The organism is Bifidobacterium biavatii DSM 23969 (assembly GCF_000741165.1).
Taxonomy (GTDB): Bacteria; Actinomycetota; Actinomycetes; order Actinomycetales; family Bifidobacteriaceae; genus Bifidobacterium; species Bifidobacterium biavatii.
Genome location: NZ_JGYN01000004.1, coordinates 89,275 through 105,269, shown reverse-complemented (window position 1 = coordinate 105,269; position 15,995 = coordinate 89,275). Strand labels below are relative to the sequence as shown.

Genomic DNA, 15,995 nt, shown 5'->3' with positions numbered 1-15,995 from the left:
CCTCAGTCACTGCGTGACAGCTCCCCCTGACAAGGAGAGCCTGGAAATAAAAACGTGGCCGTTCAATTCTGAAGGACTGGTTGCGTCGGCTCGAATGGCATGTACGATGCCCCGGGAACGAACAAGCCCGGCTGTTGGGGCCGGGCTTGCGAGAGAAGGAGAGGAAGAAGAGAGGTGTATTCAGTTATGTGCGGCCTGTGCGGCCGTGACTCCATATAACCGCCTCTTTCATGGCGCAACGTGCGGTTTTGTGCAACGTTCCGTTCGATTGCCCTGTATGTTCCCTGACAATGACATGGCTCTGCCGATCTCTTCCGATATTGAGACCGTTGTGGGTGTAGACGGTACGCTGACAGGATTCGTGGGCATGGACGGTATATGAACAGACGTGAACGGGCCCGTTCGTGTACCGGTTATGCCCACGATCCTATGAATGGTCCGTTTATGCCCACGATCAGCGGGCGGTAATGGTCGGGTTATGCCCACGACCGGGGTTCCCTGTCGACAAGACTGATGCGGAACGCCGGTATGGTCCCGTCTATGCCCACGACTGATCTTTCGGTCAGATGCAACTCGTATTCGTCAGACTCATTGTGGACATACGCGGTACATTAACTGGATGACGCCAGGATGACGCCGGGCGGTGGCGAATGGATGGTGGCATGGATTCCTGCGGACACTGCGGATGCTGCACGGTGAGGGGATCCAGCTCGTTTTCCAGTGCCAAAGAGCGGCAAATCCTTTGAAAATCAATATGTGTAACGATATAGTCGAGAGTGGAAAGGGGTTCCGCAATGCAACTGCTCTGCCAGTCGGGACAAGAAGGTCCCGTTGATGTGACGTATCCCGCCGAAGGGATCGATCTGACCATTTTCAACCGCGAAACACAACCGGAGGCCGCACGCGCGCTTGAGCACGCCGCCTGCCTGACGGTCGTCGCGCAAAGCCTCGACGAGCATTCCGTCTGCCTCCAGCTCGCCTTCTACGAGGCCGGCCAGCGCGAGCGCGGCGACGACCCGACGCTGCGCGCCGTCTTTGGCCTGCTGCCCGGCGTCAAGGTGCCCGTGCCGTTCGACCTTACATGGCTCGACGGCGAAACGCTGTTCGCCCCGCGCACGCTTGGCCGCCTCAAGATGACCATCTTCGGCAAACGCATCCGCCGCACGGACATCGCCGAAATCGTGCTCTCCGCCACGCCGAGCCTGCCCGACCGCAGCGTGCGCCTGTGGCCGTGCGAACTGCTTGACCAGATGCCCGAGATCGACATTCAGCCTCAGCCGCTCGTCGACGAACTCGGCCAGTGGCTGCCCAAGCAATGGCCCGGCAAGGTCGCCGACCGCGCCGCCTGCGACGCCGTGCTGCGCAAGATGGCCGGCGACGATGCGTCCGGCAAGTCCGAAACGTCCGGCGTGCCCGCCGGCGATCCCGTTTACACGCTGGATGGCTGGGGCCGTTTCGGCGGCTGGACCGGCAAGCGGTTCAAGGCCACCGGCTGGTTCCGCGTCGAACGCGAACCCGCCGGCTCGGACGGCAGGCCCGGCCGGTTCTGGCTGGTCGACCCGGACGGCAACGCGTTCGTTTCCACCGGCGTCGACTGCATCGGCCCCGGCGTCGGCGCGCGCGTCGACCCGGTCCGTCCGTGGCTGGACGCGCACGTCGCCGGACTGCTGGATCATGCGATCGACGCGGCCAAGGCATCGTCGGCAGACGGCGCGTCGCACGACTCGGCCAAGCCGGCCGCAACCGACGTTTACGCCGGTCGCCGCCGCAGCGAGCCCGTCGTCGACCCGACCGATCCGTCGTTCAGCTGGCGTGCGGACGCGCGCGGCTGCGGCGGCGTCACCGCGTTCTACGACTACGGCAAGGCCAACCTGCGCGCCGCGTTCGGCGAGAACGGCTGGCGTGCGGCGTGGGCGCGCATCACGCGCAGGCACCTGCTCGACTGGGGTGTGAACACGATCGGCAACTGGTCCGACCGCGCGTTCATCCGCGAGGCCGGCCTGCCGTACGTGCTGCCGGTCGAGGAGCTTGCCGGCGTCGGCTTCCCGAGCACGCCGCACATGGTCTTCCGCGACTTCCCGGACGTGTTCGACCCGGAATACGAGCGTCAGGCCGCACGCTACGCGGCCGGGCTCGAGGCGTGGAAGGACGATCCGAACATGATCGGCTACTTCATGCGCAACGAGCCGAACTGGGCGTTCGTCTATGACCTCAACATCGCCGAGGAGATGCTCGCCAACCCAGCCGATCTCGCGTCCAAGCGCCGGTTCGTCGACTGGCTGCGCGAGCGGTATTCGGACAGCATCGCCACGCTGAACGGACACTGGGGCGCGGAGTTCGGCTCGTTCGACGAGATCACGGCCGAACCGCGGTTCCGCGCGGCGAGTGCGTGGCCGGGTTCCGCCGACGATCTGCACACGTTCTCAACGATGATGATCGACCGCTACGTGCGCGTGCCGGCCGAAGCGCTGCGACGCGTCGACCCGCATCATCTCAACCTTGGCATGCGCTACGCGTACATCACCGACAAAAGCCTGCTGGCCGGGGCCGACTGCTACGACGTGTTCTCGATCAACAGCTACCAGCGCACCGCGTACGATCAGGTCGAACAGGTCGGGCGCATGCTCGACATGCCGGTTATGGTCGGCGAATTCCATCATGGCGCGCTCGACCGCGGGCTTACCGCGCACGGCATCCGCGGCGTGACCACGCAGACCGAACGCGGCGTCGCCTACCGCTACTACGTGGAGCAGGCCGCGCGCAGCCCGTATTTCGTGGGCGCGCACTACTTCCAGTACAACGATCAGAGCGCGATCGGCCGTTTCGACGGCGAGAACTACCAGATCGGGCTCGTGGACGTGTGCATGCAGGAGTATCCGGAAATGGCCGCGGCGATGCGCGACTGCCATGAGGCGGTCTACCGCGTGGCGGCGGGGGAGCGGGTCGCGTTCGACCGGGTGCCGGAGGAGGTCAATCCGATCCACTACTGACCGGGCTGGCTGGGCCACTCGGCTGTATGTATGTGCGGATGTCGCATTGTTTGCGGGCATACGGTCGTTTCATGGGGTTGAAACGGCTGTATGCTCGCACGGGCGTCCTGTATGGCGGTGGTGGACGGGTCTGACGCGTGGTTTGGCGATGAGCGTGTGGAGTCGCGTGTGGATCAGTGCGTGGAACCGCGCACTTCGAGCGTGAAGTCGGCGGTGCGGGTTTCGATCGGCGCGTCGGGCGTTTCGATGCGGCGCAGCAGCAGGTCCGCGAGCGTTGCGGCGAGCCGGTCGAAGTCCACGGCGGTGGTCGTCAGCGGCGGGAACGCCGACCGTCCGGCCTCGATGCCGTCGAACCCGGCCACGGCCACGTCGTCGGGGATCGCGATGCCGCGGTCGTGCAGCGCGTGCATTACGCCGATCGCCACCGTGTCGGACAGGCAGTACACGGCGTCGAACTTGCGGCCCTCGTCCAGCAGGCGCATCGTCGCGTCGTACGCGCCTTCGACCGTCCATTGCGCGGGGACGGCCGTATTGTCCGGACCGAACGCGACGCCGGCGTCGCGGCAGGCGTCCATGCAGCCGGCCAGTCGCGAGTTGCTCACGTCGATCAGGTTGCGGACGCGTTCGTATGGCTGGTACGCGACGCCCATCGCGACGATGTGGCGGCAGCCGGTGCGCAGCAAGTGGCTGACCACGTCATACGCGCCGTCGTGACCGGGCGTGTACACGCTGTCGTACAGGTCGGTCGGCTGGCTGGGGTCGAGGATGACGAGCGGCTTGGACCCGGTGATTTTCTTCATCTGTTCGGGCTTGAGTTCGCCGGAGCAGAAGATGGTGCCGTCGCAGAACTGGTGGTCGAGCTCGCGCAGCACGGTCTCCTCGTTGCTGCCGGTGAACAGCGTCTGCTGGGCGAAGACCTGATAGCCGCGCGGCGCGAGCGCGACCGAGATCGCGTGCGCGAGTTCGGCGGAGAACGGCAGGGCGAGGTCGTGCACGGCCACGGCGATGACGTTGCTGCGGCCGAGTCGCAGGCTGCGCGCGGACGCGTTGCCCTGATAGTGGAGACGCGCGGCCGCCTCGCGCACTTTCGCCGCGGTTTCCGGCTTGACCTGCGGATTGCCGCGCAGCGCGTACGAGACGGTCGCCGTCGAATAGCCCGTGGCCTTGGCGATGTCGGCGATGGTGGCACTCATCACAACTCCTTATGCACACGCTTGTCGACGAATTGATTTGACAAGCTTACCTCATCATTCTATATTAAAACTAATCGATTAAGTTAATCGATTAGGAAACGACCGGGCCGGCGTGAACCGACCCTTGAGGAACGAAGGCAAAGAGGTTCAACGATGAGCGTTTCATTTAAGAACGCAGGACGCAACGGCAAGCGCATGCTCGCCGCCGTCGCGGGCGTGTCGGCGCTGGCCATGGTGCTCGCCGGCTGCGGCAACACCAGCAAGGGCGAGACCGACGCCAACGGCAAGCCGGTGGTCAAGGTCATGGTCATCACCAACTCCGCCACCCGCAAGATGAACACCATGACGTGGTGGAAGAAGCTCGAGGCCGCCTGCGACTGCTCCATCAAGTGGCAGCAGGTCGACGGCACCGCCTGGGACCAGCAGAAGAACGCCTCGCTGGCTGCCGGCGACGTGCCGGACCTGACCGTGTGGGGCTTCGGCAAGACCGACTTCTCCAAGAACCAGGGCCTGTTCGAGGACCTCTCCGACGATCTCGACAAGATGCCGAACGCCAAGAAGTACCTCGAAGAGGACAAGGACGCCAAGGACTTCGCGACCGACTCGCAGGGGCACCTCTACCAGATCCCGTCCGACGCCTCCTCCCGCATGAAGGTCAACGTCAACGGCCAGTCCATGATGATCAACAAGACTTGGCTCGACAAGCTCGGCCTCAAGGTGCCGACCACGTGGGCCGAGCTCGAGAACGTGCTCGAAGCCTTCAAGACTAAGGATCCGAACGGCAACGGCAAGGCCGACGAGATCCCGTTCACCATCCGCGCGCTCAACCCGAACGGCTTCGGCTGGTGGGATCCGTACCTGCTGCTCAACTCCACCGGCATCTCCACGCAGATGTCCAGCGTCGGCGGCCAGGGCATCTACGTCAAGGACGGCAAGGTCGGCAACTTCCTGCAGACCAAGAACTTCCGCGAGGTCACCGAATACCTGCACGAGCTCATGAGCAAGGGCCTCATCCCGGCTGACGCGCTGACCAAGGCTGACGACAAGTACAACGCCGAATGGACCGGCGACGGCAAGACCGCGCAGGTCGGCGTCGCCTTCGGCTGGAACACCAACGCCTTCGGCAACCTCAAGGACCAGTACGTCTCCATGCCGGCCCCGGCCGCTCCGGGCGCCACCCCCACGTGGGAGCCGAGCGTTGCTGACGTCTACAACGGCGCCGCGGTCAAGGCCGACTCCCCGTACAAGGACCAGGTCTTCAAGATCATCAACGAATGGCTCGATCCTGACGTGAGCATCCAGTCCTACTTCGGCGACTTTGACAAGTACGTCGTCAAGAACGGCGACAACGACTACACCGTCAAGCCGGAAGCCTCCGCCGACTCGTCCATCCAGGTTGCACTCGCTGATCGTGGCCTCGCCTGGCTGCGTCCGGGCCTGAAGATTACCGGCGTGCCGGACATCGACGCCTCCAACAAGGATTGGCCGGTCTACCAGAAGTACCAGCCCAAGTCCTCCAAGGACTACATGCCGCAGTACCTGACCCTCGGCGACGACGACTCCAACACCGTCTCCAACAACAACACCTCGATCTTCACCTACGCGATGCCGATCATCGCCAAGTGGATCAAGGACGGCGGCCTGACCGACGCCTCCTGGAACGACTTCCAGAAGCAGCTCAAGACGCTGAACATCGATCAGAACATCGAGATCTACCAGAAGCTGTACGACAGCGCCAAGTGAAATTCCGCACCGGTGGTCCGGTAGACGATCCGGTTGATCCGGCGCCTGCCGATCGCCGACTGACCTGAAACGGCCGCGAACTCCCTTCCTTTCCTCGGGGTTCGCGGCCGTTTGCTATTTCGGGGTGGCTCGCGGTTTGGTTTCTGCACGTGGCTCCTGTCTGAGGCTCCGGCGTGCGGCGTGGTTCCTGCGGTTCCCGCGCAAAAAGAAACCCGGCGGGGAGAAGCCGCCGGGCGAAGAAAGGAGAAGAGAGAAAGAAGAAGGATGTTCAGTTATGCAATGCGGCTTGTTCGGCCGTGATTCCTATATAACCGCACGATTCATGGTGAATCGTGCGGGTTGGCTGGGAAAAGTCTGTGAATCGTGACAACCTCGGTATCTGCGCGGCAATTGCACCGTGCGGACACCGGGGTTGTGATGCCGTCGGCGTATGGCCGAGGCCGGAATTGTCGTTGCGACAATCCCGGCCTCATTGGTCACGGTCACAGCTTGAACGCGGCCTCCACGGCGTCGTATTCGGCTGCCGTGATCGGCAGGATCGCGCCGTGACGCTTCTTGAGCCCGCCGAAGTCGATGTCGTCGGCGACGGCCCAGTCCTGCGGGTCGCGGCTGGACAGATCGGCCGAACGGAACGGCAGATAGCCCTTCGCTTCGGCGTACTGGTCGCACATCAGGCCGTACTTCATCTCGCGGCCGTTGACCGTCTTCACGTCGGCGTCGTTGTAGCGGAACAGCTCCGGGCCCTCGAGATAGTGCCACGAGTAGCGGCCGTTGCCGAGAATGTCGGTGAGCGAGCCGACGTACGACCACTGCTGGTCGTCGTCGGTGCGCAGCACCTCGTACGTGCTCGCGTACGGGTTGCGCGTGCGCTCGATCGTGATCTCGGAATCCTTGGACGCGCGGTACCACCAGCCGTCGTCGTCGCGCAGCATGGTCGAGTCGATGACGACGTTCTTGCGGTCGATCCACTTGACCGGGTCGGAGAACGTGACGAGGTCCTTGCTGGTCGCGTAGTACATGTTCGTGCGGTCGCCGAGCTCGTTGTTGAGCGGGCTGCCGGCCTCGTCCTCGTTGGTCTTGGTGGCCCAGAACACGATCCACTGCTCCTTGTCCGGGTCCCAGCTGGCCTCCGGCGCCCACGCCATGCCCGCGCCCGGGATCTTCGAGGCGACGTCCACGAGACGCGGCTCGCTCCAGTGCACCAGGTCGGGGGAGTCCCAGATCACCAGGCCGGTGGAGCCGTTCGTGGTGGCGCCGTCGTGCGGGCCCCAACCGCCGCGGTAATGGATGGACAGGTCGGTGGCGACGATGTGGAAGCCGCCATTCGGGTCGCGCACGATGTGCGGGTCGCGTGTGCCCTTCTCGCCGCCGAGCCAGGTCAGCGCCGGCTTGCCGGCCGGGCGCAGGTCGTGCCACTTGACGCCGTCGCGGCTGAGCGCGAAGTACAGCTGCTCGTCGGTCGGGGTCTTTTCGTCGCCGATGAAGTGCACGAAAAGGTACGCTTCGGTTTTGGGGGTGTTCGTTTCGCTCATGGTCCTCGTTGATTCCTTGTCTTCGGGATGCGGTCGGTGCGGATCGCTGCGGGCTGTGTCGTCCGGCGCGGTTGCGTCGGCGTCGGCTCGCTTTGCCGGCGTCTGGTGCGCTCGTGTCGTCGAAATCATGGCTCGCGTCGATCAAATATGTAACGGTACATAATTATATGTACGACACGCGGAGAGGGGAACCGCCGCGCTGTTGCTGGGAATTGCCGGCTTGATTGGAGGTGGCGCGAAGTGTCGGATGAGGCTGCTGATATGTATCGATATGATGCTACGATGACGCGCAATGCAGGTTTTCGACGCGGATGTTCCCGCGTTGTTACTTCAACGATGGAGTGAACTGATGACAAGCATACAGACCACACCAATGATGCAGTCGGCCGACATGATCGCCGGCCCCGACAACGAAGTCGTCAACGACACTGGCATGCGACGCCCGCCGGTCATCGCCCGAATGCTCGAACTGAACGCGGCCCCAACCCGCGCGCTGCTGCACGTCAGCGCGCACGGGCTCGTCGAGGCTGACATCAACGGCCGTAAAGCCAGTGACGACGTGCTCACGCCCGGCTGGACCGTCTACGGCACGCGCCTGCCCGTCTGGACCTACGACGTGACTGACCTGCTGCGCGCCGGCCGCAACGAGCTCGTTTTCTGGCTCGGCGACGGCTGGTACCGCGGCCGCATCGGCTTCGGCGGCGGCGAGCAGGACTGCTACGGCAGCCGACTCGGCCTCATCGCGCAACTCGAGATCACCGACGCAAACGGGATCGAGATCGTCATCGCCAGCAACGCTGACGACGGGCTGTGGTGCGCGGCATACGGACCGATCGTGTCCAGCGGCCTGTACGAAGGCGAAACGTTCGACGCGCAAGCAACGCTGCCGGCATGGCCGGATGACGCCGACAAGGCCGACGGGAGCATCGGCGACAATGAGCCATTCCGACCGGTACGCGGCGATGCCGGCCGTGACGTATCGACCAGCTCCGGCGCCGACGATCCGTCGACCGATCCTGCGTGCGCATGGCAGCCGGTCGAACGGCTCGACTTCGACCGGACCACGCTGTATCCGGCAGAAGACGGCACCGCGATCCGGTGCATCGGCGAACGCAAGCCCGTCGCGATCAGTCGGCTCGCCGACGGCCGCTGGCTCGTCGACTTCGGGCAAAACTGCACGCAGCGCGTCGTTCTGCGCATCCCGAACGTTCCGACCGGGCACGAAATCGACATCCAGCACGTCGAAGTACTCAACCCCGACGGCGCGCCCGCCACGCGCCCGCTGCGCCGCGCCGTGCAGCACGACAGATATATCGCGTCCGGACGCGAATGCGACGGCGTCGCAGCCGACGCCGGGCGCGACGACCATGGACAGTCCGGCGACGCCGCGAACACTGCGACATGGTGGGAGCCGAGGTTCACCATGCACGGCTTCCGGTACGCGGTCATCGGCGGCTGGCCGGACGGGGCCGAACTCACCGCCGCCGACCTGCATACGCGCGTATACAGCTCGGCGCACACCCGACTCGGCTGGTTCTCCTGCTCCGACGAACGCGTCAACCGGCTGCACGAGAACGTGCGCTGGTCCATGCTGTCCAACTTCGCGTCGATACCCACCGACTGCCCGCAGCGCGACGAACGTTTCGGCTGGACCGGCGACATCGCCGTGTTCGCGCCTACTGCCGAATACCTGTACGACGTGACCGGATTCCTCGACAGCTGGCTCGACGACGTGGCCATCGAAACCGACAAGTGGGGCACGGTGCCGTACTACGTGCCGTACCCGTACCCCGGCTGGGGCAAGCCCGACGCGGTCGCGCTGTGGGGCGACGCCGCGGTGATGGTGCCGTGGGCGATGTACATGGCCACCGGTGACGCGGACGTGCTGAGCCGGCACCTGCCGCTGGCTCGCCGCTGGGCAGACCAGGAGGCCTCGCTGCTGTCCGACGACGGCGTGTGGGACCGCGAGCCCGACGTGTGGTGCGGCCAGCTCGGCGACTGGCTCGACCCGACCGCCCCGCCCGACGATGCGGCCCGCGCCATGACCGAAAAGCCGCTCGTCGCCACCGCGTTCGCCGCGCATTCCGCCGCGCTGGTCGCGCGCATGCTGCGCATCGTCGGCGATGATCGGACCGCGGGCGGACATGACGCTACGCGTGACGCCGCGCACGATGTCGCGCACGATGCCGCGTACTACGACCGGCTGGCCGCGCACATCCGCGCCGGATTCCGCGCACGGTTCGTCCGCGACGACGGACGCATGACCTCCGACACGCAGTGCGCGTACGCGCTCGCCATCGCGCTCGAACTGCTGGACGACGCAGAGAACGGTTCGTGGCTGCGCTCGGTCGCGGGCGAGCGGCTCGCCGAACTGGTGCACGAACGCGGGTTCGTGGTCGGCACCGGCTTCGCCGGCACGCCGTACGTGCTGGATGCGCTGTGCGCGACCGGTCATGCGGACGAGGCGTTCTCGCTGTTCCTGTCCGACAAGTGCCCCTCGTGGCTGTACCAGGTGCGCATGGGGGCCACGACCACGTGGGAGCGCTGGGATTCGATGCTGCCTGACGGCAACGTGAACCCGGGAGACATGACCTCGTTCAACCATTACGCGCTCGGCTCGGTGGCCTCGTGGATGCACGACGCGATCGGAGGCCTGCGGCTCGCCGCGCCCGGCTGGCGCGAAGTGCTGGTCGCTCCGCGGATTGACGCCGCGCTCGCGCACGGCCTGACCTCCGGCTCGGCCGCGCACGAGACACCGTTCGGACGCGTCGAAGCGGCGTGGAAACAGAGCGCGGACGGCACCGTCTCGTTGGATATTGCGGTGCCGGAGGGCGTGACCGCAGTGCTGGGCGTGAACGCTGATGGGTATGCCGCGGGTTCGCGGCTCACGGTGGGAACGTACTGTTTACGGTTGCGGTAGACGAAGCCGTGCTGGTCTCGGCGAGATGTGCGTCAACAACGGTATGAGGCAATTCGCCAATTGAGCGGTGTTTCGTTGGTGGTGGCTGGGTCGATTTGCCGATTGAGCGGTGGCATGCACGCTGCGCGGAGCTGAATTGCTCTATGAAGGCTGCTCATGGAGTCGTTGAAGGTGCATGCTGTGCGTTTGCCGTCGCTCAATTTACGAATTGACCTGTGCAATATGGCAGAAACACCGCTCAATTTCAGGAAAGACCATTGCCGGTCATCTCAATCGTCGTTGGCGGTTATGGCCATATGTTCTCCTCGTCGGAGCGGCCGGTCAGGCTTCGGTGGATTCGCGGGCGACCAGACGGTATCCGATGGTCGCCCGCACCGGCTGGTCCGATGCGGCGTCCGTGGCGTTGCCGGCGCCGTCGACGTTGCCGCGTTCGATGCGGCGCGTGATCATGTCGAGCGCGAACTGGGCGAGCTGATCGAGATCGACCTGGATGGTGCTCAGCGTCGGTGTCGAATACGCGCCGAAACTCGTGCCGTCGATGCCGATCACCTTCACGTCCTCCGGCACGCGCAGCCCGCGGTCCTTCAGCCCGCGGATCACACCGAACGCCGCATAGTCGTTCGCGCAGAACACACCGTCAAACGGCGCATCGGCGGCCGACGGCGGTTCGGCGTCATGGCCGGCCTTATCGGCCTTCGTGGCCGTGTCGCCCCGGGACGCGAGGATCGCGTCGCCGATCGCATGACCAGCTTGATGCCGTAGTCGCTGTTGTACCCGTAGAACATGATCGACTCGTCGTACGCCAGCCCGGCGTCGAGCAACGCGCCGCTCGCGCCACGCAGGCGCAGGCCGTACGAGTGCTCGACGTGCGCGAGCGTCGCGCGCGGCACGAATTCGCCGCCGACGATCGCGATCCGGCGGCATCCGCGTTCGATGAGATGCTGCACGGCGGCCCGCGCGCCCTCCTCGTTGGGGAAGTTGACGGTGTCCACGCTGGGCGTCTCCTCGCATCCGTCGATGAGCACGAGCGGACGGCCCGCGTTCATGCGGGCGAGCGGCAGGTTGGTGCCGAGTCCGGAGGCGTGGATGATTTCGCCGTCGAACAGCTGGTCGGAGAACGGGTTGCGGGTGAGCGCCCGCTCGGCCGCAGTGGGGGAATAGCTGGTCTGTTCGACGAACGGCGTGAGCCCCCGTTCGGTGGTCGCCGTGGCGAGCGCTTGCACGAGCTTGGAGTAGAACGGCGAATCGAATTCGTTGACGATGATGTGGATGATGTTGCTGCGGCCCGACTTGAGCATGCTGGCGGTCAGGTTGATGCGGTAGTCGAGCTGTTCGGCCGCGGCGAGGACCTTGGCGCGCGTTGATTCCTTGACGCCCGCCTTGCCGTGCAGCGCGTTCGATGCGGTCATGGGGGAGACGCCGGCGGCCGCGGCCACGTCGCGCAGGGTCGGTTTGCTGTTTGCCATGATCGTCTCCTTTGCGGTCGTCCGGCTTGTCGCCGCGGCCCGTGCCCGGGGCCATTGCCGTGCATCGCCGGCTACACCGTCATCAATTATGCAACTTAGTTATGTAACGGTATGCAGAAAATCGCCGCTTGTAAAATCGTGGTTGCGTGTCGCTGAACGTTGCAATGACAGGCGACTCTCCGAAAGGTTTGCCGGTTGTCGTATTGAGATTTGCCGATAAAATATGTATCGGTACATATTAGCTTGCGATTTACCACACAGACGAAAGCAGGTCACAATGGCGAATCTTCCCCAAGTATGGCGCCCGCCGATGGGCTGGAACAGCTGGGATTCCTACGGAACCACCGTCAACGAGGATGAGGTGCTCGCCAACGCACGGTTCATGGCCGAACACCTCAAGGACGCCGGCTGGGATACGCTGGTCATCGACATCGACTGGTACGACCCGACCGCCCGCGCCCACGGCTACAACAGCAACGCCCCGCTCATCCTCGACGAATACGGCCGCCAGTTGCCCGACCCGGTGCGCTTCCCGTCCGCCGCCGACGGCAAGGGCTTCGGCCCGCTCGCCGAGAAAGTCCACGAGCTCGGCCTTAAGCTCGGCGTGCACATGATGCGCGGCATCCCGCGCATCGCCGTCGACAAAAACCTGCCCGTGCTCGGCACCGAATACACCGCCAAGGACGTGGCCGACCTCGAGCACGTGTGCAAGTGGAACCCCGACAACTACGGCCTCAACCAGAAGCATCCGGGCGCGCAGGCCTGGTACGACGCGCAGCTCGACCTGTTCGCTTCGTGGGGGCTCGACTTCCTCAAGGTCGACGACATGCAGACCCCGTTCCACTCCGACGAAATCGCCGCCTACCACCGCGCGATCGCCAAGGCCGAAGCCAAATACGGCCGTTCCATCGATCTGTCCCTGTCGCCCGGCGGCTGGGTGGCGACCTCGTACGTCGACTTCCTGCGCGAAAACGCGCAGATGTGGCGCATCTCCGACGACCTGTGGGACCGCTGGGAGGACATCTACCAGCAGTTCGCGCGCCTCGCCCGCTGGGCGCCGTTCCAGACGACCGGCCACTGGGCCGACGCCGACATGGTGCCGTTCGGCCACATCGGCCTTCGCGCCGAGCGTGGCGACGACCGCCAGTCCCGTCTGGCGCTCGACGAGCAGAAGACGCTGCTCGCCCTGTGGTGCATGGGCCGTTCGCCGCTCATGGTCGGCGGCGACCTGCCGACCAGCACCGACGACACGATCGCGCTGCTCGCCAATCCGGCGCTGCGTGAGGTGCTCGCCGGCTCGACCAACAACCGCGAAACCGTACGCGAACGCATCTTCAAGCACTGGTGGGAGGACGACTCCTACCGCGGCGAATTCATCGTATGGGCCGCCGACGCGGCCGACTGGGCCGACGGCACGCCCTCCGCGCACCGCGGCGGCCACTACGCGGCCCTGTTCTGGACCGGCTCCGACGACTTCGAGATCGGCGGCAACATCCAGCTGCAGTCCATCGTCGGCCTCGGCGCGCGCAACGACGCCTGGACGCTCACCGACCTGTTCGCCGGCGCGCCCGGCAAGCCCGCCGACGTGCGCATCGAAGGCGAAGGTGCGGACCGCGTCATCACCGGCACGATCCCGGCGCATGGCGCTCTGTGGATCGCCCTTGATCGCAAGTAACCGGTAATCCGGCACATTCATTAACAAGCTAATCAACGGGAGACTTTTCATGACGGACAAACTCGTCGCGACGCTCGACAAAGCGGGCGTGCGCAAGGTCAGCACCGACCTGTGGGGCATTTTCTTCGAGGACATCAGCTATTCGGGCGACGGCGGCCTGAACAGCGAGCTCGTGCAGAACGGCGCGTTCGAATACAACCGCGCTGACAAGGGCGACTGGAGCAACTACACCGCGTGGCGCAAGATCGTGCCCGCCGGCTCATTCGCCGCGTTCGGAGTGCGCGAAGCCGCGCCGGTCGCGACCGAAAACCCGCACTACGCGGTCGTCGAGGTCGGCTCAGTCGACGGCGGTCCGGTCGCGCTCGAAAACATCGGCTTCGACGGCATGGTGTTCCGTGCCGGCGAAACGTACGACTTCACCGTGTGGGCGCGCGCGCACGACCGCGAACTGCCGCTGACCGTCGCGCTCGTCGGCGACGACGGCAAGCCGCTCGCCACGGCCGAACTGACCGCTCCCGCATCGTACGCGGGCGGCGACTGGTCATGGCTGCACGCCGAACTGACCGTGCCGGCGGGCGACGGCGAGACGGCCGGCGATGCTGGCACCGCCGACGGCAAGCCGGTCGTCGCGTCGCAGGGCATGCTGCGCGTCGCGTTCGACCAGCCCGGCGTCATCGACGTCGACTTCGTCTCGTGCGAACCGCGCACCACGTACAAGGGCCTCGAACACTTCCGTCCGGACCTGGTGAAGGCGCTCGACGAACTGCACCCGCGCTTCATGCGCTTCCCCGGCGGCTGCATCACGCACGGCCTCGGCATGAGCAACATGTACCACTGGGATACAACCATCGGCGACGTGGAACACCGCCCGCACAACTTCAACGTGTGGGGCTACCACCAGTCGTTCCGCATCGGCTTCTACGAGTACTTCCGCCTGTGCGAGACCATCGGCGCCAAGCCGCTGCCCGTGCTGCCCGCCGGCGTGAGCTGCCAGAACACGAGCCAGGGCCCGGTCCCGGTCGCGCAGGAGGACATGCCCGCCTACATCGACGAGGTGCTCGGCCTCATCGACTTCTGCAACGCCGACCCGGCCACCAACAAGTGGGCCGCCAAGCGCGCCGCGATGGGTCACCCGGAGCCGTTCGGCCTCGAATACCTCGGCATCGGCAACGAGGATCTCATCGACGACGTGTTCAAGAGCCGTTTCCAGCAGATCTTCGACGCGGTCAAGGCCGCGCACCCCGAAATCACCGTCGTCGGCACCGTCGGTCCCGCGCCTAGCGGCCAGGACTACGAGCAGGGCTGGGCGTACGCGCGCGAGGCGCAGGTGCCGATCGTCGACGAGCACTCGTACCAGGCGCCGAGCTGGTGGTTCCACAACCTCGACCACTACGACGACGCCGACCGCCAAGGCCCGAAGGTCTACCTCGGCGAATATGGCTCGTGGGGCACCGGCCTCATCAACGGCCTGTCCGAGGCCGCGTTCATGGGCCGCATGGAATTGAACGGCGACGTCGTGCACATGGCGTCCTACGCACCGCTGTTCTGCAAGAACGGCCACGACAGCTGGAACCCGAACCTCATCTACTTCGACAACGAGCACGTCTACCACCCGTACAGCTACTGGGTGCAGCAGATGTACGCGACCACCACGGCCGACACCGCATGGCCGGTCGCGCTCGACGGCACGACCACGTTCCGCCGCGAACTGCCCGACACGATCGGTGTGAAGATCGACGGCGGCGCGCACGCCGACTTCGCCGACTTCTCGATCGAAACCGCCGACGGCCAGCGTGTCGATTTGCCGGATGTCTCCTACCGCGGCAACGGTCCGATCGACCTCGGCGTGAACCTCCATGCGGACGCGTACACGATCCGCGCCAAGGTCACCTACCACGAGGGCATGTGGGGCGTCAACATCGTCTCCGGCGACCTCGCAGGCAAGAACCACAACCGCACGTCGCTCGGCCGCGGCTTCGGCCTCGGCCTCATCCGCGACGGCGCCGGCTACAACATCGCCGGCACCGAAGTGTCGATGGACGCCGTGCGCCCCGGCACCGTGTGGGACGTGCGCGTCGACGTGACCGACCGCGGCGAGGCGATGAAGCTCACGATCAACGGCGAAGTCGTCGCCGAAGGCCACGAAGTGCCCGACGAGCCGCGCCGCACCGTGTCCGTCTCGCGCGACGAAGTCGCCGGCGTCGACTACATCCGCATCGTCAACGCGCTGCCGGAAGCCGCGGACGTCGACCTGACGCAAGTGCTCGACGCGCTCGGCGTGAGCGAAACCGCGCGCGCGAACGCGACCGCCAACGTGCTCACCGGCGACGATCCGTACGCGGGCGACAAGGGCGCCGAATCGCCGACCCAGCCGACGGCCCACGAGGCGAACCTCGCGTCCGGCACGTACACGGCGCCGGCCTGGTCGTTCACCACGCTCGTCATCCGCTGACATCCTCGTCGGCATACGCCGAGA

7 protein-coding genes and 1 pseudogene are annotated in these 15,995 nt (G+C 65.4%); 5 read left to right on the top strand and 3 right to left on the bottom strand.

All coding sequences use genetic code 11. The features are described 5' to 3' along the window. The first annotated feature begins 794 nt into the window (after window positions 1-794). Window positions 795-2,990 carry a beta-galactosidase gene (locus BBIA_RS01735; RefSeq protein ID WP_033493349.1) on the top strand — a complete coding sequence of 732 codons (2,196 nt, stop codon included), beginning with the start codon at window positions 795-797 and terminating at the stop codon, window positions 2,988-2,990. Window positions 2,991-3,163: 173 nt separating this feature from the next. Here the strand turns inward: BBIA_RS01735 and BBIA_RS01730 are convergent, their stop codons facing one another. Further along, window positions 3,164-4,183, bottom strand: a complete 1,020-nt coding sequence (locus BBIA_RS01730) for a LacI family DNA-binding transcriptional regulator (protein ID WP_051923645.1) — start codon at window positions 4,181-4,183, stop codon at window positions 3,164-3,166. Between the two features lie 153 nt (window positions 4,184-4,336). On the opposite strand from BBIA_RS01730, the gene BBIA_RS01725 reads away from it, so the two are divergent. Then, window positions 4,337-5,926 (top strand): type 2 periplasmic-binding domain-containing protein, encoded by a 1,590-nt coding sequence (locus BBIA_RS01725; protein WP_051923644.1) that lies wholly within the window; start codon window positions 4,337-4,339, stop codon window positions 5,924-5,926. A 482-nt stretch (window positions 5,927-6,408) separates the two neighbouring features. Here BBIA_RS01725 and BBIA_RS01720 read toward each other — a convergent pair whose 3' ends face one another. Further along, window positions 6,409-7,458 (bottom strand): alpha-arabinofuranosidase, encoded by a 1,050-nt coding sequence (locus BBIA_RS01720; protein ID WP_033493351.1) that lies wholly within the window; start codon window positions 7,456-7,458, stop codon window positions 6,409-6,411. A 349-nt stretch (window positions 7,459-7,807) separates the two neighbouring features. On the opposite strand from BBIA_RS01720, the gene BBIA_RS01715 reads away from it, so the two are divergent. Next, complete coding sequence (locus tag BBIA_RS01715; RefSeq protein ID WP_160268222.1) at window positions 7,808-10,378, top strand: alpha-L-rhamnosidase; 2,571 nt, start codon at window positions 7,808-7,810, stop codon at window positions 10,376-10,378. 321 nt (window positions 10,379-10,699) lie between these two features. On the opposite strand, the pseudogene BBIA_RS15085 reads toward BBIA_RS01715, so the two are convergent. Next, window positions 10,700-11,844: pseudogene (locus BBIA_RS15085) on the bottom strand (LacI family DNA-binding transcriptional regulator). A 310-nt stretch (window positions 11,845-12,154) separates the two neighbouring features. Between BBIA_RS15085 and BBIA_RS01705 the strand changes: the two are divergent. Next, complete coding sequence (locus tag BBIA_RS01705) at window positions 12,155-13,519, top strand: alpha-amylase family protein (RefSeq protein ID WP_033493355.1); 1,365 nt, start codon at window positions 12,155-12,157, stop codon at window positions 13,517-13,519. Window positions 13,520-13,568: 49 nt separating this feature from the next. After that, window positions 13,569-15,971: an alpha-L-arabinofuranosidase C-terminal domain-containing protein gene (locus BBIA_RS01700; RefSeq protein ID WP_033493356.1), complete on the top strand. Its 2,403-nt coding sequence runs from the start codon at window positions 13,569-13,571 to the stop codon at window positions 15,969-15,971. The last annotated feature ends 24 nt before the right edge of the window (window positions 15,972-15,995 follow it).